Origin of the sequence: Mycetocola lacteus (assembly GCF_003667575.1) — a bacterium.
GTDB classification, from domain to species: Bacteria; Actinomycetota; Actinomycetes; order Actinomycetales; family Microbacteriaceae; genus Mycetocola; species Mycetocola lacteus.
In genome coordinates this window covers 19,570-38,439 of sequence record NZ_RCUY01000009.1, presented here as the reverse complement: position 1 = coordinate 38,439, position 18,870 = coordinate 19,570, and the positions used below count along the sequence as shown (strand labels likewise).

General features: G+C 66.6%; 11 protein-coding genes. 3 read left to right on the top strand and 8 right to left on the bottom strand.

The features are described from left to right. Positions 1 to 36: 36 nt before the first annotated feature. The 3 genes from eccD (at position 37) to D9V34_RS09425 (ending at position 4,105) form a co-directional block, all read left to right on the top strand. Positions 37 to 1,377, top strand: coding sequence for a type VII secretion integral membrane protein EccD (eccD, locus tag D9V34_RS09435; protein WP_121688594.1), 1,341 nt, complete (start codon positions 37 to 39; stop codon positions 1,375 to 1,377). Between the two features lie 2 nt (positions 1,378 to 1,379). Continuing rightward, positions 1,380 to 2,714, top strand: a complete 1,335-nt coding sequence (gene eccB, locus D9V34_RS09430; protein ID WP_121688593.1) for a type VII secretion protein EccB — start codon at positions 1,380 to 1,382, stop codon at positions 2,712 to 2,714. Positions 2,715 to 2,980: 266 nt separating this feature from the next. Continuing rightward, positions 2,981 to 4,105, top strand: coding sequence for a S8 family serine peptidase (locus tag D9V34_RS09425; protein ID WP_183091934.1), 1,125 nt, complete (start codon positions 2,981 to 2,983; stop codon positions 4,103 to 4,105). On the opposite strand, the gene D9V34_RS09420 is transcribed toward D9V34_RS09425, so the two are convergent. The 8 genes from D9V34_RS09420 to D9V34_RS09385 are packed head-to-tail and all read right to left on the bottom strand — an operon-like array spanning position 4,074 to position 18,787. Beyond that, a complete protein-coding gene (locus D9V34_RS09420; RefSeq protein ID WP_121688591.1) occupies positions 4,074 to 4,922 on the bottom strand; it encodes a hypothetical protein in 849 nt (282 codons plus the stop codon). The two genes, D9V34_RS09425 and D9V34_RS09420, sit on opposite strands and share 32 nt — an antisense overlap. Beyond that, positions 4,919 to 5,779 (bottom strand): PP2C family protein-serine/threonine phosphatase, encoded by an 861-nt coding sequence (locus D9V34_RS09415; protein WP_121688590.1) that lies wholly within the window; start codon positions 5,777 to 5,779, stop codon positions 4,919 to 4,921. Before D9V34_RS09415 ends, D9V34_RS09420 begins: the two co-directional genes overlap by 4 nt. A 17-nt stretch (positions 5,780 to 5,796) precedes the next feature. Next, positions 5,797 to 6,372, bottom strand: a complete 576-nt coding sequence (locus tag D9V34_RS09410; protein WP_121688589.1) for an FHA domain-containing protein — start codon at positions 6,370 to 6,372, stop codon at positions 5,797 to 5,799. Next, positions 6,369 to 9,140, bottom strand: coding sequence for a transglutaminase domain-containing protein (locus tag D9V34_RS09405; RefSeq protein ID WP_121688588.1), 2,772 nt, complete (start codon positions 9,138 to 9,140; stop codon positions 6,369 to 6,371). The genes D9V34_RS09410 and D9V34_RS09405 overlap by 4 nt, the downstream gene beginning before the upstream one ends. Beyond that, positions 9,137 to 10,507 (bottom strand): DUF58 domain-containing protein, encoded by a 1,371-nt coding sequence (locus D9V34_RS09400; protein WP_121688587.1) that lies wholly within the window; start codon positions 10,505 to 10,507, stop codon positions 9,137 to 9,139. Before D9V34_RS09400 ends, D9V34_RS09405 begins: the two co-directional genes overlap by 4 nt. Next, positions 10,507 to 11,478: an AAA family ATPase gene (locus D9V34_RS09395; RefSeq protein ID WP_121688586.1), complete on the bottom strand. Its 972-nt coding sequence runs from the start codon at positions 11,476 to 11,478 to the stop codon at positions 10,507 to 10,509. The genes D9V34_RS09400 and D9V34_RS09395 overlap by 1 nt, the downstream gene beginning before the upstream one ends. After that, positions 11,475 to 17,636, bottom strand: a complete 6,162-nt coding sequence (locus D9V34_RS09390; protein ID WP_121688585.1) for an Ig-like domain-containing protein — start codon at positions 17,634 to 17,636, stop codon at positions 11,475 to 11,477. The genes D9V34_RS09395 and D9V34_RS09390 overlap by 4 nt, the downstream gene beginning before the upstream one ends. Continuing rightward, positions 17,636 to 18,787, bottom strand: a complete 1,152-nt coding sequence (locus D9V34_RS09385; RefSeq protein WP_121688584.1) for a serine/threonine-protein kinase — start codon at positions 18,785 to 18,787, stop codon at positions 17,636 to 17,638. Before D9V34_RS09385 ends, D9V34_RS09390 begins: the two co-directional genes overlap by 1 nt. Positions 18,788 to 18,870 lie beyond the last annotated feature (83 nt).

Sequence of the window (18,870 nt, the reverse complement as noted above, 5' to 3'; positions counted from 1 at the left end):
TAGATTCTTTTAGGAATAACCGGGGGAATAATTGCCATGCCACAGGCCACACAATCCAATGCGGACACCATCGTGCGGGTGTCCGTTGTACACGACGATCGACGCATCGACCTGGCCATTCCGGGACGATTGCCACTCATCGAGCTGATCCCTGGGATCGCTCGCAGCCTCGGGGTGCTCGATCCCACGATGGTGCACGGCGGATACCGTCTGACCCGCGCCAACGGTGCGTCACTGACACCGACAGAAGGCGCACTCCCACAGGGAATCACCCAGGGGGAAGTGCTCACGCTGACCCGCGGGGAGAACGTGTCGGCGATCAAGGTCTACGACGACGTCGTAGAAGCGGTCATTGACGCCAGCGCCGACCAACACGGCGGCTGGAAGCCCGAGGACGCGGCCCGTACCGCCACCGCCGTCAGCCTGACCCTGCTTGGACTGAGCGGACTCGCGCTGGCCTCGCTCGGCCCCAACAATCTCCTGGCGGCTCTCGTTGCCGGAGCGGGGGCAATTGTTCTCCTCGCGCTGTGCGCCGCACTGGGACGTCTAGGACAAAAGGGGGCCGGAATTGCCTTTGGTATCGCCGCGGCCGTGTTCGGTGGCGTCTCCGGATACCTGTTAACGCCGGCCGGAATTCTCTGGGGCTGGCCGCTGGCCGCCGCTGGCCTGGGCACGATGGTGATTGGGGCAATCGCGATCGTGGTTGCCATCCGACCGATTGAATACCTGTTCGCCCCCATTGCTCTGGGATTTGCGCTGGCGGTCCCGGCAACGGTGAGCGCGCTGTTTAACGTGCCGCCGATGGCCAGTTTCGCGATTGCGATAGCGGTTTGTGGAGCACTCGCTGGCGCACTCCCCTGGCTCGCACTCGCCAGCACCCGGATCACGATCCTGACGCCGCAGAGCGAACAGGAAATGTTTGATGACCCCGACCCGATCGATTCCGAACGTGTGGCCGACCGCGTCGCTCGTGGTCAGCGCACCCTGATCGCGCTGCGCCTCGCGCTGGGACTCACCATCCTCACCTCGATCCCGATCGTCGCCGGCGGATCCTGGCTCGGCGCAATCCTCAGCGCGCTGTGTGGAGCCGTCCTCATGTTCCAGTCTCGGCAGGCCGGAGCTCGGGGATCGGTGCTGACCCTGCTCGCCTGCGGTACCGCAATCGTCGGTTTGACCGGCTGGGTCAGCCTGGTCGCCCACCCGGACAACGCGGTCGTGCTGCTCGTCGCACTGCTGGTGGCCACCACCGTCACGCTCATCCTGACACTGCTCAGTGAGCGGGTCCGCATCCGTCTCAGCGTGTATGCCGACGGCATCGAAATTCTTCTCCTCACCGCGCTGCTCCCCCTCGGCGTGATCATCGTTGGGCTGGCATAAACATGGCAACCAAGAAGGATCTGGTTGAAGCTCAGGGGTTCAGCAGGCGTCGCCTCCTGTCTGCGTTCAGCGGCGGGGCCCCCGGCGGGAAGGAGCTGGAACCGGCCAAGCCGCTGCGTGCGGTCATCGCCGGCATCACCCTGTCGGCCATGGTGATCCTCGGTGGGCTCTTTTTTGGCCTGGTCCGCCCGGGACTGCCCCAGGGATGGGAGAACAACCGGCTCATCGTCGCCAAGGACTCCGGTGCCCGCTACCTGTCGGTAGATGGAACGCTGCACCCGGTGATCAACACCGTCAGTGCGCGCCTCCTGATTCCCGCCAAGGAATTTAGCGTGCTCACCGTGGATCAGGGGGCTCTAAATAAGATCCCGGTCGGATCAACAATCGGGATCCCCGGCGGACCGGACGTCCTCCCCTCGCGCAAGTCCCTCGAGGTCGATGCCTGGACTGCACGCGTTGTGGGGCAGGGAACCGAGCTCACCATCGGCGATCGCACCGCTAAGCCGGCGAAAGAAACCGAGGGCATCGTGGTCAGCCGTGACCAGGATCTGTTTGTCATCGCCGGAGGCACCCGGTATCCGGTGGATCCTGCGCAGAGCACCTCGGTCCTGCGCGCGGTCGGGTTGGATACCCAGACCCCGCTGCCGGTGACCGGAGACTGGCTCAACCTGTTTGCCGCGGGTGACCCCCTGGCCCCGCTCAACGTGGAGGGTGCCGGCACCCTTGTGCCGGGTATCAATCTGCCCGCGGGCAGCGTGATCCGTCAGATGGGGGCGGCGTCAGACGACCGCTATCTCCTGCTGGACAATGGGACGCTGGCCCCGCTCACACCGATCGCCTACAGGCTCGCCCTGCTGGGGAACGCGGCCGCCTATGGCGAGGAGGTCCAGCGTCCGCCCGCCGATCTGGCTGGGCTGCCCACCGCCAAAAACGCCGGCGGTCAGGTCTGGCCATCGCGGGTACTGACTCCGCTCGCCGGAATCGAGCAGGGCACCGTGCAGGCCACCTTCCTCGCGAGCCGCGACGGACGCTCAACCGTTCTCGCACAGCCCGGGCCCGCGCCCTCGGCCCGCGACGCCGACCGGGTGGAATCCAGCGTGAGCGTCGCGCGCGGCAGCGGTGCGCTGGTACGCGGTGGGCGCGCGGGAACGGTGACGGTGGTGGACTCCACCGGCATCGCCTATGCGGTCCCCGGGGCAACCAGCGACATTATTGCCCAACTGGGATATGAGGATAAGGATGTCACAACCATCCCCGCACCGTGGTTGCGTATGATCCCCTCCGGCCCGGAGCTCAGCGCCCAGGCCGCAGCCACCACCCCGGTATCGGGCGGATGAGCGCGCGCATGAATACGTCTCGCGTTGCGCATCACGCAGCAGCAATCAGCGCTGAACCAGTACTCGCTGAACCAGTCAGCGCGCAACCAGATATCGCTGAACCATCGAGCCCACACACCCGCGAACGGCGTGATCGGCGCGCATCACCGGTACGCCGATGGATCGCCGGTGCCGGCGCCGCCGCCCTCATCGGAACCGGACTGGTCGTGCTCCCCGTGGCGGGACCAAGCACGCCAGCATTTGCCGAGGACGCGTGCAAACCGGGCGTGATCGGGCGGATCGCCGGGCCACCGTCGGCACTGTTGCAGCTCGAAGCCTCCCCCGCGGTACCCGGCCGGACCGGTGCCGGTGTCACCATCGCCGTGGTGGATTCGGGAATCGACGCGACCCGACCACAGCTGTCCGACGCACTGGTTGGCGGGATCTCGTTGATCAATGACGGAGAACGCCCCGACGGTTATGGTGATCCCAATGGTCACGGCACCGCGATTGCCGGGCTGATCGCCGCGCGACCCGCCCCCGGATCCGGAGTGATCGGGCTCGCCCCCGAAGCCAAACTCCTCTCGGTTCGCGTTTACCGCGCGACCGATGACCAGGCGGAGAAGGACGGGTTCGGACCCGATGCCGGACGACTGGCCGCGGGAATCCGCTGGGCCGCCCAGCACGGTGCTCAGATCATCAGCGTCTCACTCAGCGACGATGTGGACACCCCGGACCTGCGTTCGGCGGTCACCGAGGCCTCCGCTGCCGGTGCCCTCGTGGTCGCCAGTGCCGGAAACCGAGCGACCACCCAGAACGTGACCGACAGTCCACGATTCCCCGCTGCCTATCCCGAAGCGCTTGCGGTCACCGCGGTGGACGCCGTGGGAGCTCCAAATGACAGCTCCATTCACGGGGACCACATCGAGGTCGCGGCCCCCGGCCAAGACGTACTGACCACCGCGACCGGCGCCGGAGACTGCCGCTACTCGGTGGACGCACCCTCCACCAGCTTTGCCACCGGCTATGCCGCCGCGGCGGCCGCACTGGTCGCGCAGGCCTACCCGCAGGAGACCCCGCGCGAATGGGCATACCGGCTCATGGCCACGGCCGACCGACCCAACGCGGATAAGCCCGACAGCCTACGCGGGTGGGGCATGATCAGGCCGTTCGATGCGATCGCCCTGCACCCCGACACCGACACGCGCGGACCTGCGAGCCCGTTTGTGGAGACCAGCCGACCAGCGGCTCAGAAACCCACAGCGCAGCTCGCCGTGCATGCCAGCGAAACCCCGCTGAAGACGGCGCTGTCGTCGGCCGCTGTGGGTGGATCGATTGTGCTCGCGGTGCTCGCGATTGCGGGCCTCGGATGGGTGTTAGTCAGGAGAAGGCGAGAAACGCCAGCACGCTGAGCCCCACCACGGCAACCACGATGCTCGCGGCAAACCCGGCCACGGCACCCAGGCGGAAACGGCGATCCCGCTCCGCGGTGGGGAGCAGGCCGATCCGTTCGGCCGCCTCCATTGGCACACCCGCGGGCGGCTCTGCGCCGTACTGACGCTGGATAATCCGCCGCTCGGGTGCCGACGCGGTGACGGTTGCATCGGGACGGAACGGGTTCCCCTCCGGCAACAGGGCCGCCCCGGCCACCTCCGCCCCAGCCACCTCCGCCACGGGGGCAGAAGTATCGCGAGGGGTTAGCTTTTCGGGCGGGGTGAGACGTTCCGCGGTGGTGGGGTTTTCAGATGGGGTGAGCTGTTCAGGCGGGGCCGGCTGTTCCGATGGGGTGAGCTGTTCCGATGGGGCGGGCTGTTCGGCCGGGGCCGGACGATTCACCACAACGGTGGCATCATCCTGATCGTTGGAGCTCACCCGAGTTGGCGACGCCCCGCGGTCAACAACCACGGTGGCATCTTCCGGAACCTCGTCGACACCCGTGTGACGCTCCACATGACGCTCCACAACCACCGTGGCATCCTCCGGAACTTCGGTGACACCCGTGTGACGCTTCACCTGACGCTCCACAACCACCGTGGCGTCTTCGGGAACCGATGTGTCCTCGGAGGTGTGAGCCGCCCGGGTCAATCCCGTACGGACAACGACCACGGTCTCATCCACGATTTCTTCCGCGGCTGCGTCCTCTTTTTCCTCCTCCCGCGCGCGACGGGCACGACGTGTGGGCGGTTGGGCCTCATCAAACGGTTCGGCGTCATCGGTCGGGATGCTCATGATTTCCTTCCGGTGCGAATGGTTGCGGTCACGGATTCGGACAGGTCAAAGGGAAGCGGATCATCGGCAAAGACGCTGCGCGACTGCTCCGAGTCCATCACCTGGAGCACATCCAGCACGATCACCGTGATGTTGTCCTTACCGCCGGCCTCGTTGGCGGAACGGATCAGCTCGGCAGCCGCGGACTCGGGACGCCCGGCCACCGTCAGCACCGCACGGATTCGCTCATCCGAAACCAGCCCGTGCAGACCATCGGTACAGATCAGATAGCGCACCCCCGAGGTGAGTGGCATCAGCCAGGTATCCGGCTCGCTCTCGGCCGCTCCCACCGCGCGGGTGATCACGTTGCGCGCGGGCATCGGCGAGGTATCCCCGGGTAACCGGCGTGCATTCTCCTCCTCCCACAGCGAATGGTCCACCGTCAGCTGAGTGAGCTCGCTGCCCACGTGCTGGTACACACGCGAATCTCCGATATTCAGCAACAGCCACTGCAGGACCCCCTCGACGGAGACCAGCAAAATCCCCGACACCGTGCTGCCCGCACCGCGTTCGGTTTCCGCGGCCACCGCGGCCACCCCGGCGCGGGCGTGCTCAAGAGCCATTTGCACCTGTTCCAGCGTCGCCGGATCTGACGGGGGCAGCTGTGATTGGAACGCACTGACCACCGCGTGGCTGGCCCGGTCACCCGCGTCATAACCACCCATCCCGTCGGCCACCAGGAAGCTTGAGCCACCCACCACCACGGCGTCCTCGTTGCGGGTGCGTGTCAGACCGCGGTCGGTCTGCGCGGCAACCTCACAGTGCAGGCCCGCAGGTTCGGTGATCACACCGCTCCATCGCCAACCGCCCTCGCTCATACCTGCTCCCCCATGCGCTACTGCGCGGCCCAGGCGCGAACGGCGGGTTCGCCGACGCGCGACTCGAGGGATGCCCGAACCGTGCCCAGGATGAAGTCTCCCTGAATCAGGGTCTCCACCCCCGCCGGCAACAGTGCTTCCTGACCATCGGGCGCAAAAAACAGCACCCCGTTGGTCGAGTTCAGGTCGGTGACAAACCAGTTTTCGTCCACCCGGCGTAGCCGCGCGTGAGTCTTCGAAATGGTCTTCCCGGTATCGGGCACACGTACACCGGGCTGCTCGGGCGAGCCCGTGGGGTTGCGCCCGACCACGACGTCCGCAGCGGGCAGTTCCACCTCGATCCCCTCGGCGAGCATCAGGAACCAGCGTGTGGGCGGCGTACGATCCACCACCACCGTGGCCCCATCCAGCTCAGGATCGTATTCGGGTTCGACGGGGGCCGCGACCGGGGTGATCATCACCGTTCCCTCATCGGGTGCCACCGGCTCAAAGCCGGGCTGGGGCGCCCACTGGTCGGGGATCGGCGGCAGCGGAGGCGGACCGGCAAGCGGTTCGGATCCGGGTGGGACGGGAACAAATCCTGAATAGCTCATCGCTGGGTCTTCTCCTGAGTGAGATGGGTGGACGTGTCGGTGCTGTCGCGACCGCGTCCCTTCTGGGATGCGCGCACAGAGAGCCGGCGCGCGGGGGTAGTGAGGGTACGGGAAGCGGAACGGCCCCAGCGAGAAAGCTGAGCTCCGATCCCCCGGACGGATACATCGGCCAGCAGCGACCGCAAACTCCACCGGATGCGCAGTCGTCGCCAGCGCCCGGGTTCGGATACCCGCAGCGTCTCCAGCGCCACCGCGACGTCCTCCCAGATGCGCTCAACGTCCTCATCCGTGGAGAGTCCACGCGCAAACACAGCCCGGTCCACGCGGGAGGCAATCGAGCACAGCAACCGCTCCTGGTCGCGCTCGGCCTCGCCGTACTCACCGGTATCGTCGCCCAGGCCCTCGTGGGCCAATGCGATCGCCTGGTCCATCCGCGGGACACCCCAGGGTACGCGTCTTCCCGCGTCGCGATAGCCATCCAGCAGCTCACCCCAGGCCCCCAGGGCTCGGGTCTCCGCCGGGGCCGGCGCGTACCGACGGGTGCGCCGCAGCCGCTTGGCCACAGGGAGGTAAAGAATCGGCAGGGCGAGCAGAATCAGCGCGCCAAGGCTCAGCCCCACAATCCGCAGCACGGTCCAGAGGATCTCGACCCAGGCGGCCTCGTCCTGATCCGGGTTGTCGACACTCTCGCCCTCACCCACGTTCAACTGCGGGTCATCGCTGCGTGCGCCAAGATCCTGCGGCCGGGTTGCATACTCGGGAAGCTGCTGTCCCTCCACCAGATCGGTGGGAAGGTTCGCGCTCTGCGGGGTCACATCCACCGCATGCCACACATCGTTTGCGCCGCGCACCTCCACCCAGGCCGCCAGGTTGGCGCCGGTACACGTATCCCGACATGCGGGCACCCCGGGGATATCGTTATCCGCACCGAGGCGCACCCCCACCACCACGCGAGCGTCGTATCCAAACGTGTCGGCGATGATCGCGACCGCGGCGGCAAACTGCTCGTCATCTCCCACGGCGGCGATTAGCGCACGCTCGTCGGCCTCGGGACCGGCCGCACGCTGCTGCCGATTCAGGTCTTCGAACATTTGTTCGATGCGCGCACCGCTGTGCCCGGCAGAGCTGGGGCTGAACTGGTATCCGCCTCCCTCGCGCAGCTGGGTGATCCAGGCGGAGTTGGCCTGGTCGTCGGCCAAACCGTGCGAGAGATAGCCGCGATCCCGTAGCCGCTTGACCAGGGTTTCGAACCCGGCCGCGTTCTGCGGCTGAGCCTGGGTGCGCAGCCAAGCCGTCAGCTCGGGCATCTCCCGGGTGGGGAAACGCGGCGGCTGTGTGGCCGGGTCCGCCGGTGCGCCGGTATCAACCGGGTTTGCGGGAAACTCCACCTCGTAAGCGTCGCCGGCACGCACCCCCACGTTACCGGTGCGATCAAGTGGATCTGCGGGCGGGGTCACCACGCCGGTCCCGGTGTCGCGGTTGAGGTAGAAGGAGTCTTCCAGGACGTCCGCCCGAGCTCCGGAAAAGCGTGGAGGTTGGGCGATCTGGGCGGGCAGGGGCAGCCACAGCTGCGTGTAACCCCGCTCGATTTCCACCCGCACTCGCTGGGTATCCCCCGCCCCCACCGCGCCCGGAAACCGGGTAAACCGGGTTCCCTGTTCCGTCGGCGACGCGACGTGGAAGTCGGTTCCGTCATATCCATCGAGAACTGCGAGCCCGAGTCGTTCGGGGCCCTTCCCGGGAGCGCTCACCCGAAACAGACCCTCATTAAAGGTGGTGTCTCGCTTCCACTGCCGGTAGCTGCCCAGCGGGCTTGGTTCGGCCTGGATGATCAGATTTGGGTCCACATAGGCTCGCGGAACCTCCCGCTGCCCCAGCGCGGCCAGGCTCGGGGCACCAATCGCGGATCCAATCAGCGCGGCCACCAGCAACACCCCACCAATCACACGCCGACCCCAGCGAGAACGGCGGGGAACCGCGGGTGTGACATCCCCCTCGGCGGCGCGGGTCTGAATGGTCACGCCGGTTCCCATGCTCAGGCCGCGTCCACGCTTAAGCGCCGCACGACGATCCGCATCGGCACCCCAGCGCACCCAGATCAGGGCGGCCAGCAGGGCCGCCGACCAGATCATCAGCTCGATCGGTGCGACCAGGGTCCACCCCACAAGCGGCACGCTCAGCGGCGCACTCACCTGCCCAGGACCCCAGATCAAACCAAACAGCAGGGGTGCTACCAGGGGCGCGACCGCCCACTGCAGGAAACGACGCCTCCCCGTTACCAGCAGGACGGAGATCAGCATCGACAGCGAGAGCAGCAGATAGAAGGGCACCAGCATGGCCTGATAGTCCCCCACTGGAAGGGAAAGCGTGAGCAGCTGCTTCCACCCGGTCACCACCGCGGCCAGGGCGTCACGTTCGGCGCTCAGGATTCGGGCCGGATTCCCGCCCACGAGTCGCGGGGTCGCCACCGGGACCACGCTGAGCACAAACAGTCCCAGCCAGAGCAGAAAGACTCGGGTACCACTCCAGCGCAGCGCGATCCGCACTGCCCAGAGCAGGACCGCGATCGCCAGGGCCACGCCGAATACCAGCCAGACCCGCGGCGTGCGATAAATCGGCCACACCGCGGCGACACTCAACAACCCAAATACCAGCGCCGGCGCCAGACCAGCCAGGGCACTCGGGGTAAATCCGGTGTGCGCAGGGCGCGAGGCAGCGGTCTCTGCAGCGCCGCCGCGATTTTCCCGTTCGGGAGTGATGTCGCTCATCCCTTACTCCCCCGCACCAGCAGCTGCGGCAGATCGCCCAGCGCTCCCACGGTCAGCACCACGGTTTCACCGGAGACCACGCTGCGCGGATCGGCAAGACGTTCGGCACGCACCACCATGACCCGCACCGTTGCGGGAAACAGCGAGGCCGCGCGGCGCAGACGCAGCATGTCGGTCTGAGAACCCACCACCAGATAAACAATCGACAGCTGATCGCGGGTGTGTGATACCCGGTGGGCCAGGTATTCCAGGCTCGGGCCCTCGCTGAGCGCCTCGAGCTCGGCCCACGCATCCAGCATCATCGTGCTGGTGCGGGACGGGAGCTCGCTGAGCTCACCCACACCCGCTCGTGACCCCTCGGGATGCCAGGCGGAGGCGATATAGCGTTCACGTCCATCGCGAATGGCCTGCACGGAAATCGAGGCGGCGGCACTCACGGCCAGCTCGAATTCTTGATTATCCACGTACTCCGAGCGCAGCGCGTCAAAAACCAGGGCCACCCGGGCCAGGCGGCTCTCCTCATACTGTCGCACCATCAGGGCACCGGTTTTTGCCGTCGACCGCCAGTGCACGTGACGGTAGGAATCTCCCCGAGCGTAGTCGCGCACCGCGTGGAAGGAGAGGTCCGAGTCGGTCAGCACACGGCTGGACTGGCCATCCAGGTCGCGCACCATCCCCGCGGTGTGTTGGGGAAGCATCACGATCCGCGGGTGCACCCACAGGCGCAGCCGTTTGCGCCAGGTCATCTCCCGACGAAACAGTCCGATCGGGTCACGCTTGGACACGGTCACCGGCCCCAGCCAGATCACACCACGGTTGGGGGCCGTGAGCGGTAGCGGAATCTTCCGCTCCGCCTTCGGACCCAGCAGCGGAATCGGCACCTCGACCACGGCGTCGCCCACGGTCAACTCGGCCACCGAGGGCAGCGCGGGACGGTTCACCAGGTTCTCGGCACGCAGCGCCACCGCCACCTCGGAGCCGGCGAACACCCGCTCGCGATCGGTGGAGATCGTCATCCGATAGGCCCGCACCCCAAACAGGAACGGACTCGCGCAGACCACCAGGATCACCGAGATACACAGCAGATACCAGCCCTCAACCCAGCCCAGCAGGCCACCGGCAATCACGCCGGCCACCCCCGCTCCGAGAATCAGCCATCCGGTCGCGGTGATGGTTTCGCCCAGCCAGCGCCGGGCACGCAACAGGCGTCGACGCCACCGCCGGGTGCTACGCCGCAGGCTGCGGCGCAGCCGAGTGCGACGCGTCGGCCGCTCAAAGCTGGTGCTGGTGACCGTGGACCCCAGCTCAGTATGACGGGTATACGTCCGCTGACTGGTCCCGGTATTTCTTCCGGTTTCGGTGCTCACTAGACCCGGTTCTCCTCGGGGACGGGAACATCCAGCAGCACCTGGCCCACCACGTCCTCGGGACGCACACCCTCAAACTCGGCCTCGGGCTCCAGCACCAGTCGGTGCGCGAGCACCGGTACGGCCAGGTCACGAACGTCCTCGGGGAGCACATACTCGCGCCCGCGGGTCGCCGCCCACGCCATGGCCAGGCGAGAAAGCGCGATGCCTCCACGCACCGATGCGCCCAGGCGCACCTCGGAGGCCAGACGGGTTGCATCCACCAAACGCATCACATAGTCGGCGATCAGCGGGCTCATGTGGGTGTGCCGGGCAAGATCGGCGGCACGAATCATGGTCTCGGTGTCAACGACCGGACGCAGGGGTCCGTTATCGTCGGTGAGGCCCTGCAGAATCCGCATCATGGCCGCCGCGTCGGGATAGCCGATCGAGGTCTTGATCATAAAGCGGTCAAGCTGAGCCTCGGGTAGCCGGTAGGTACCGGCCTGCTCCACCGGGTTTTGGGTGGCGATCACCAGGAAGGGCTGGTCCACCGCACGGGTATTTCCGTCCACGGTGACGCTACCCTCGGCCATTACCTCCAGCAAGGCAGACTGGGTCTTCGGGCTGGCACGGTTGATCTCATCGGCGAGCACCACGTTGGCAAAGATCGGCCCCGGGTGGAACTCAAAACTTGCGGTCTTCTGATCAAACACGGTGATGCCGGTCACGTCCCCGGGCAGCAGGTCGGGGGTGAACTGAATCCGCGAATCCACACCCTCCACCGACTGCGCCAGCGCGCGGGCAAGCGCGGTCTTACCGGTGCCCGGCACATCCTCCAACAGGACGTGGCCTCCGGCCAGCGAGGTGGCAAAAACCAGCTCCAGGATGCGGCGCTTGCCGTGGATGGCCTCCTCCATATTGTCCACCACGGCACGGCTCACATCCCGCACCCACACTGCCTGCTCGGGGGTTAGTGCTGCGCTAGTCATGGGGTGGTCCTTTCGGTAGTGGAATCGCCGGCGGGCGGTGCGCCGCCACACACCTTCACCGGGATGGCGAGTTCTTTGAGCTTTTGGAAGTTACCGGTCCAGGAGATGACCAGTGACATCAGGGTGGGGGCTTCCGCGGTGGGGGGAACGATCTTGACGGTGAACGACCCCCGCGCGCTCCCGCTGATTTCCAGGGTGCCGGCATCCTTCGTATCAGCGGGAAGGCACGCAGGCACCTTGGTGACGGTGACCTCGTTGGTCGCCGTGATCGGCGCAATGCGCGCCGGTCGCGAGCAGTTGTTGGGTTCATCATTGAGGCACTGATAGACGCTGGCCTCGGTGATGATCCGGGTGGGGTCGAGGCTAAAGGTTCGACTCGGGGAGCCGCCATTGGTCTGATACATCAGGAACATGCCGTCCTGAGCCAGAACATTTGGCTGGGTACGCAGGCGGTATTCAAAATCACCGGACGGGGTCTTCACCGAGTCCGGGTTGACCTCATAGCCGCTGACGATCTCGGGCGGAGGCAGTTCGCCGCCGGGGCTCAGCGCCACAACATCACTGCTGGCCACACCAAACCCGTTACTCACGCATGCACGCACGTTGTAGGTGAAGAACCGGTTGAGCCCCGAGAGTTGCCCGCTGGTGGAATCCCCATTTTCACGAACCAGGTTTCCCGCCCCATCCACCGCACACGCGGCGGGCTCGCCCATCCAGCGCACCTTGTACCGGTACACCACGGTGCCACTGCCGGGTGCACCGTTCATGTTCACCTGGACACCGCTGGCGATCAGGGTTGTCGGATCGGCGGGGCGAAGGGCTAGCCGGCCAGAAACCGCAGGCTGACCGGCAACCGAAACCGTCGCCTCGCCGCGGGTACCCTCGGTAGGGCCACCGGGGATGGGTGGTTCAAAGGTGCTGAGCGGGGTGACCCGAATGGTCTGCGGACCCGCGGGTAGGGTCAGTTCAACCTGGGTGGTGGCACCCGAGCGAACAATCTCATTCTGCTGCCCCTCGATCCGGAAGGCACGCGCATCCGCGGCGGCGGCGATGGTGACCACCGCGATCCCCGAACTCGGTGTTGTCCCCTGAGCGTCATAGCGCGTAGTCGCACCAACACTGGTCACGGTGGGTACCTGGTAGGCCCAGGAGGTGACCGGCGTGGTTTCCGGAGACTCCCCCACCGCGTTGACCGCGCGGGCACTGAACCGCTGTTTGGTTCCGTTGGTCAGTCCACTCACCTCGCAGCGATAGCTTCCGGGGGTACTCGGTGCACAGCGTCCGGCACCGCCGCGCCCATCGGCACTCAGGCTCACACCGGTGACCGCGGGGTGCGCGGCCTGCGCCTCACCCAGGGCAACCTCCAGGCTCACGCTGGTGCCCGTATATGCCACCGTGGTGATACTGGTGGGGGCCGCGGGCAAGCCCTGGGCGTCGAATTCCAGCCTTCCCTCACCCAGTCGGCCCTGCGCGTCGCGCACCTGGAACGGGACGGTGCAGGTTCCGCCGGCGGTCTGGCCCGCGGGCCAGGTGATGTCAATATCCGAGGTACCCGAACGTCCAAACCGAGCCAGCGGGCAGGCGCTAGCGCTGATCGAGTCGAGGACAAGACCGCCGCCCACCTTGCCGGCAAACGGATCGAACTCTCCGGGGATCCCCACCGCGGTGACCCGGCATCCACCGGATCCCACCGTGCACTGTTTGTTCACCGTGGCACCGCGCGGGAGCTCCCGCGGAACATCGCCGACGCGCAGCGTCAGGGTCGCCCGCGCTTCCCCGGCACCACTCACGTCGATGTTAAAGCGCTCCTCGGTTCCCGGCGGCGCATCGGCACGCGCGGTCACCCTGATCTGGCTTCCGTCCTGGCTTACCTGGAACACCCGGCCGGCGCCGCCCAGGGCGAAGCGCAGCTTGCCCAGATCGCCGGCGCGGTCCCCCTGCCAGCGGATCATGTCGGTGGCGACGTTGATCGTCTCATCCGATCCGGGACGCACCACCCGGCTCAGCGGCGTCAACTCAACCTTGGGCTCACGCGGCACGATCAGATACGGGACCGCAAGCTTGGTCCAGATCTTCTGCCCCTGCACGCGCACCTCGATCATGCACCGATCCTGCCAGGGCGCTTCGGCTCCCGCCGAATAACGGATCTCGTTGCCGGCGGCCGAACACGTGGCCTGGGAACGCTGAGTGGGCAGATCGCCCGCTCTCAGCTCGATCCGCTCACCCGGAATGCGCTCGATCACGTCATCCACCGAGGTCGCCACGGACTTATTTTCATCCACTCCGATCGGGGCCAGGCCCGGGCGCAGCGTGACCTGTAGCTCATCCAAGGACGGCATGATCAGGAGCCCGTAGGCAACCGTCTGACCCCCGTCATTGTCGGGGCCGGCAAGCTTGAAGGGCACCACACCGCCCTCGGGACGGTATTCCCCGATGAGCTTGGGGCCGGACGCGGTAAAGCGATCGGCTCCCGCACCCCAGGGGCTGAGTTCTAGTTTGCCGGGATCTCCGGCGGCCCAGCGCACGCGGTCGGTGCGCACATCCACACCCGTGGTGGCCAGGACCGCACGGTCGCGGGCGGTGAGGGTGGTATCAACAACCACCGGTGCCTGGGTGCCCACGCGGTCGGAGACAAACACGCTGATCCGTCCCTCGGCGGTACTCTTACTCGCCGAGGATCGCACCGTGTAGCGGAACGAGAAGCTTCCGCCGTTCGGCGTGGAATGGATTCCCACCCGCCCGCGCTTGATCTCCGAGAGGTCCAGGAGGTCTGCGAGCGCGCGGTATTCGGGACTCTGCGGGTCGGCCCCGGTTTCGGGGACCACCGTGAGTAGTTCAAGCTTGCCCTGCGCGGGATCCACATCGTTGAGCAGTGGCTCCACCGTGGTGACTGCGTTCGAACCGCGCACCAGTCGGACCGAGTCGGAGATGGTGATCGGGGCACCGGGGTCCGCCGCGATCTCTCCGATCGACACACGAATGGTGCCGGTTCCATCGGCCCCCTCCGGATCCCGAACGGTGTAGCCGACGGTGACCAGGCCAGGCTTGGCAGTCTCGGCAATCGAGAGCACAATCTCATTTCCTGAGGTGGCCACGGTGGAGGACACCGCGTCCTTAGATTCCACCGAGACCAGACGGACCCGATCGCCGTCCGGGTCCACTCCACTCAGCGGGACCCGGACGCGCGACTCCTGCCCGGGCAGCACCCGGGCGGTGAGCGCGGCGGGGGTCGGCGGGCGGTTGTTCCCCTCGGGCAGGACGGTGATTTGGACGCGACCGATATCGGATTTCTCCGGGGCGCTTTCCTGATAGGCGGTGTAGCTCACCGTATAGGTTCCGGGGGCCTTGGGGGCCAGGTAGCGCAGCGTATTCCCCGAGGCGAATGCGAGCTCGCCATCGGCCCCGGACCCGGTGATCGTCGGATCGAGGTTGAGGCGTTCCCCGCTCCCCACCACGTCGTTTTCCAGCACGTTGATGTCCACCACGTTCCCCGCCCGCACGGTCGCGCGGTCGGGCAGGGCGATGACCGGATCGGTACCCGTCTCGGGAACCTGGAATACTGTCAGCTGGCCGGTTGCACTCTGGCCTTGGCCATCGGATACGGTGATCCGAGCGGTCCCCACCAGGCCCGCGGCACCGGTATCCGTGGTGCCCGAAATGCGCAGCGATTCACGTTCGATCGGTGCCACATTAAGGGTGCCGGTGAGCACCGTGGCCTGGTCCACCGTGACCACGCGATCCGCCAGGGCGGGAATCACATCCAGCACGCTCACCACGGTGTCCTGGAGCGGACGCACGTAGGCGCGCGTGGGCGGCAGGGTCAGCGCGGGCACCGTCTCGGGTGCCACCACGCGAATCACACCGGTCTGTTCGGTGGAGGTCACGCTATCGCGCACCGAGGTTTGAATCACATATGATCCCGGCTGTGAGGGGGTCACGGCGACCACGCCTCGGGCCTGTTGCGGCACCGTTTGCAAACCCGCGGAGGAACCCTGCGGCTGGACGGCATCCACGAGTTCAAACGACCCGGATCCACCGCTGACTCGCTCCAGGGCGTTCACGTCCAGGCTCTGCCCGACCGGCACCGTGACCACCATCGGTTCCACGACCGGCGCAGCCGAGCTCGAAACCGTGACGTTGAGCGTTCGTGTGGTCTCGATTCCCTGGGAATCGGCCACGGTCACCTCGACCGGAACCTGCCCATCGGGAGCATTCTGATCGGTGTGCCGCAGGACAATCCGACCATCCTCGGTGGCTACCGCGCGAATCGGGGCTGCCGGGTCTGTGCTGCGCGCCGAGAGCAGGGTGATCGGGTCGCCCTCGGGGTCAACCCAGCCCTCCATAATAGGCAGCGAAAGCGTACCGCCCGGGGTGACCTGCGGGGTCGGCCAGCTCAGCTGACATCCCTCCACGCCACACCAGACGGGGGCACTGTTTTCCTCCGGGGCGCGCACGGTGAGCGTGACCGAGGCAGTTTCGGATTCCATCGTGCCGTCGGTGATTTTATAGCTAAACGTGGCCGTTCCGGTCGCCGAATCGGCCACCTGGATCGCCAGACGCTGATTACCCGGAAGCACGCTGACCTGCCCAAAGCCGGCGGGTTCGACCCCGGTTACGGATTCCGGCACGATGCTCAGGACGTCCTTTTTATTGGGATCGTAATCGTTGAGCATCACCGGTAACTCAGTCTGTCCGCCGGCACGCACGCCGAAGCTGTCGGGGACTGCGATCGGGGGCATTTCCTCGGTCGCATCGTCGACCACCACGGTTCCGGTGTCCTGACGCGGGGGCTGGTTGAGGGTCCACTGCGAGAGCGGAATCGGTGTGCCATCGGGCAGCATCCAGAGCATGCCCGTTTGGCGTTCGCTAAGAACCGCTCGGGTTCCGTTGGTTTGGATGACCGGGTCAAGCCGGCGGTCGGCCGCTCCGGAAGCCGCATCATAGGCCAGGTCGATCGTCTTCGATCCTCCGGTCCAGAGCGTGCCGGCACCCGTGTCCAGCCAGGCACCGTAACCGGTGCCGTCGACGCGGGTGGGCTGGGCGGGGGTTCCGCGGGCGGTCACGGTTCGGGTCACCTTGCCGTCCTCCGCTACGGACCAGAGGCCCGCATCATCGGCGATGAGAATGTCGTCCCCGGTCTGAGCATCCCCCGCTTGGAGCAGCGCGTCGGTGCCGATTTCCAGTTTGGTCACGCTGCCCTCGCCCTGACGCCACAGGTCTCCGGTGGTGGGATCCAGCAGGGCCCAGCGTCCACCCGAGGTGGTCAGCTGCGGCTCCTTGGCCTTGGCCGCGGCGGCGGGAACTTTGTCCCCGTTGCCCTCGAATTCCGAGCGGGCAATGTTGAAGGATCGCACCCGCGACTCCCCCGCCGAGAACATCTTCAGCGTGCCGTCCGCGGCGAGTGCAATCTGGGTGGCCTCATAGTGCGGGCGGGCTGCGGGTTTCCCCTCGGCATCGGCACTGGGTGACGGCCCCGCGGTGGCGTTCCCGGCGAGCGGGTCGACGGGCGAGGCGCCGGTGATACGTCCGGTTGCCGGTGCCGGAGCGCTGGTCCCGGCCAGGGAGGCCTCCGCGTCGCTCTCGGCCAACGTTCCGGCAAACACCTCACCGGACTCGGTGCGGAAGGCAAAGAAGTTTCCGGCCGAGAGGACCTCCCTCGTACCCGATGGGGTCGACTCAGCGGCGGGACCGCTCGAATCCTTCGCCCCCGAGGGTTCGGGGGTCGCCGCAGGATCCGCATTCTGATCCGCAGTCGCATCTTCGCCGGCAGCCTTGCCGGGACCGTCTCCGGCCACCAGATCCTCGGGGAACGCCGCATTAATCGCCCAGGCTCGGCTCAGACCCGCCCCAAAGAGCACACTGGAACGGCCGGCCTGGATCACCTGAGCAGGCTCGGTAGCCTTACGAACGGTATCGAGCTCACCGGTTTCGGTGTTCACCCGCGCATACTGGCCGGCATCGCGGCTGACCCATACGGCAGTTTCGGTGCGCGGGAGCTCCTGGGCTTGGTATCCCTCGCTGAACACCGCGAGGGTCGCAACCACGGCGACCGCGGTGCCGCCGGCCACCCAGGCGATCACCTTTCCACGCTGACGGCGCGAGCGTCGCTCTGCGCCGCCGATCCCCCAGCTCGCCGAGAGCGTGGCTCGGATTCCCATCAGAGCGCCCCCTGGAGCATCATCACGATGCCGGTAATGATGCCGCCAACCACCACGGTCCCACCGATTCCGATCAGCATTGCGGTCATCGGGGACATTGGACGCGCGTCCTGGCGCTGGAGCGATGCGGATCGATCGGTGCGGGAGTGCTCGGCCCGCAGAGCGGCCCGCTCGGTCTTGCGCGAGGTTGAACGCACGGTGCTGACAACCGGTCCACGCTGACGGTCGGTGTTGACCGAGGGCAGCGCCCCGGCCCACTCGGCGGACATAACCTCGAGCGGGGTCAGGTCGTATCCGAACTCTCGCTGAAGATCACGCAGGGCCTCGGCTAGCTCGAGCATCGAGGAATAGCGTTCATCTGGATTCTTGCGTAGCGCGCGCGAGAGCACATCGTCCAGTCGGCCGTTTCCCATTCCGCCGGGCAGCCCGATATAGATGGCCTTGGTGATCCGCGCGGCGAGTTTTTCGCGCACGTTCTGCGCGCGCTCAGCTGATTCAAACGGGGAGCGTCCCGCGGCAAACGTGTATAGGGTGGCGGCCAGCGACCAGATCTCGCTGGCAATGGTGCCGGAGGTGGACGTCTGAACCACCTCGGGGGCCGCCCACGGATAGGACAGCGCGATCTGGGCACCGGGCTCGACCTCTCCGCGCACCTCGGCGATTCCGAAGTCGGCCAGGACCGGCCGGCCCAGGGTGGTCACCAGGACGTTGGAGGGCTTGAGGTCGCGGTGCAGTACGCCGCTACGGTGAGCGGTTTCCAGGGCGCCGGCGAGACGGACACCGGCATCGAGTACCTGTTCCAGAGTGAGCGGGGTGGCGCTGCGCATGCGTGAGCGCATCGAGTCGGGGCAGTATTCCATGGCGATATAGGCGCGACCATCGGCCGAGATGCTGGCCTGATAGATCGAGACGATCGATGGATGCACGCTGAGCCGGGCCATGACGTCGGCCTCGGCCTCAAAACCACGGCGCGTCTGAGCTGTCGATCCCACGCCGTTGAGCACCTTCACCGCGACCACACGGTGCGGCATGTCCTGCTCGTACAGGTACACCTCGGCAAAACCACCGGATCCCAGCGGGCGGACATAGCTGTAGCCGGGAATCACCGGCGGGCTGCTCGGGGTGCGCTGTGTGGCGGCGCGCTGTGTCACTCTGATCCTCCTCAGTTGCTGCCGGGGCTGGACGCACAAACATGATCCCGCAACAAAGCACTGAGAATTAATACCCCCGTAAA

What these genes read in the sequence shown, in the direction of transcription:
- eccD (WP_121688594.1), top strand. Translation starts at nt 37, where the DNA reads ATGCCACAGGCCACACAATCCAATGCGGACACCATCGTGCGGGTGTCC.
- eccB (WP_121688593.1), top strand. Translation starts at nt 1,380, where the DNA reads ATGGCAACCAAGAAGGATCTGGTTGAAGCTCAGGGGTTCAGCAGGCGT.
- D9V34_RS09420 (WP_121688591.1), bottom strand. Translation starts at nt 4,922, where the DNA reads ATGAGCATCCCGACCGATGACGCCGAACCGTTTGATGAGGCCCAACCG.
- D9V34_RS09415 (WP_121688590.1), bottom strand. Translation starts at nt 5,779, where the DNA reads ATGAGCGAGGGCGGTTGGCGATGGAGCGGTGTGATCACCGAACCTGCG.
- D9V34_RS09410 (WP_121688589.1), bottom strand. Translation starts at nt 6,372, where the DNA reads ATGAGCTATTCAGGATTTGTTCCCGTCCCACCCGGATCCGAACCGCTT.
- D9V34_RS09405 (WP_121688588.1), bottom strand. Translation starts at nt 9,140, where the DNA reads ATGAGCGACATCACTCCCGAACGGGAAAATCGCGGCGGCGCTGCAGAG.
- D9V34_RS09395 (WP_121688586.1), bottom strand. Translation starts at nt 11,478, where the DNA reads ATGACTAGCGCAGCACTAACCCCCGAGCAGGCAGTGTGGGTGCGGGAT.
- D9V34_RS09390 (WP_121688585.1), bottom strand. Translation starts at nt 17,636, where the DNA reads ATGGGAATCCGAGCCACGCTCTCGGCGAGCTGGGGGATCGGCGGCGCA.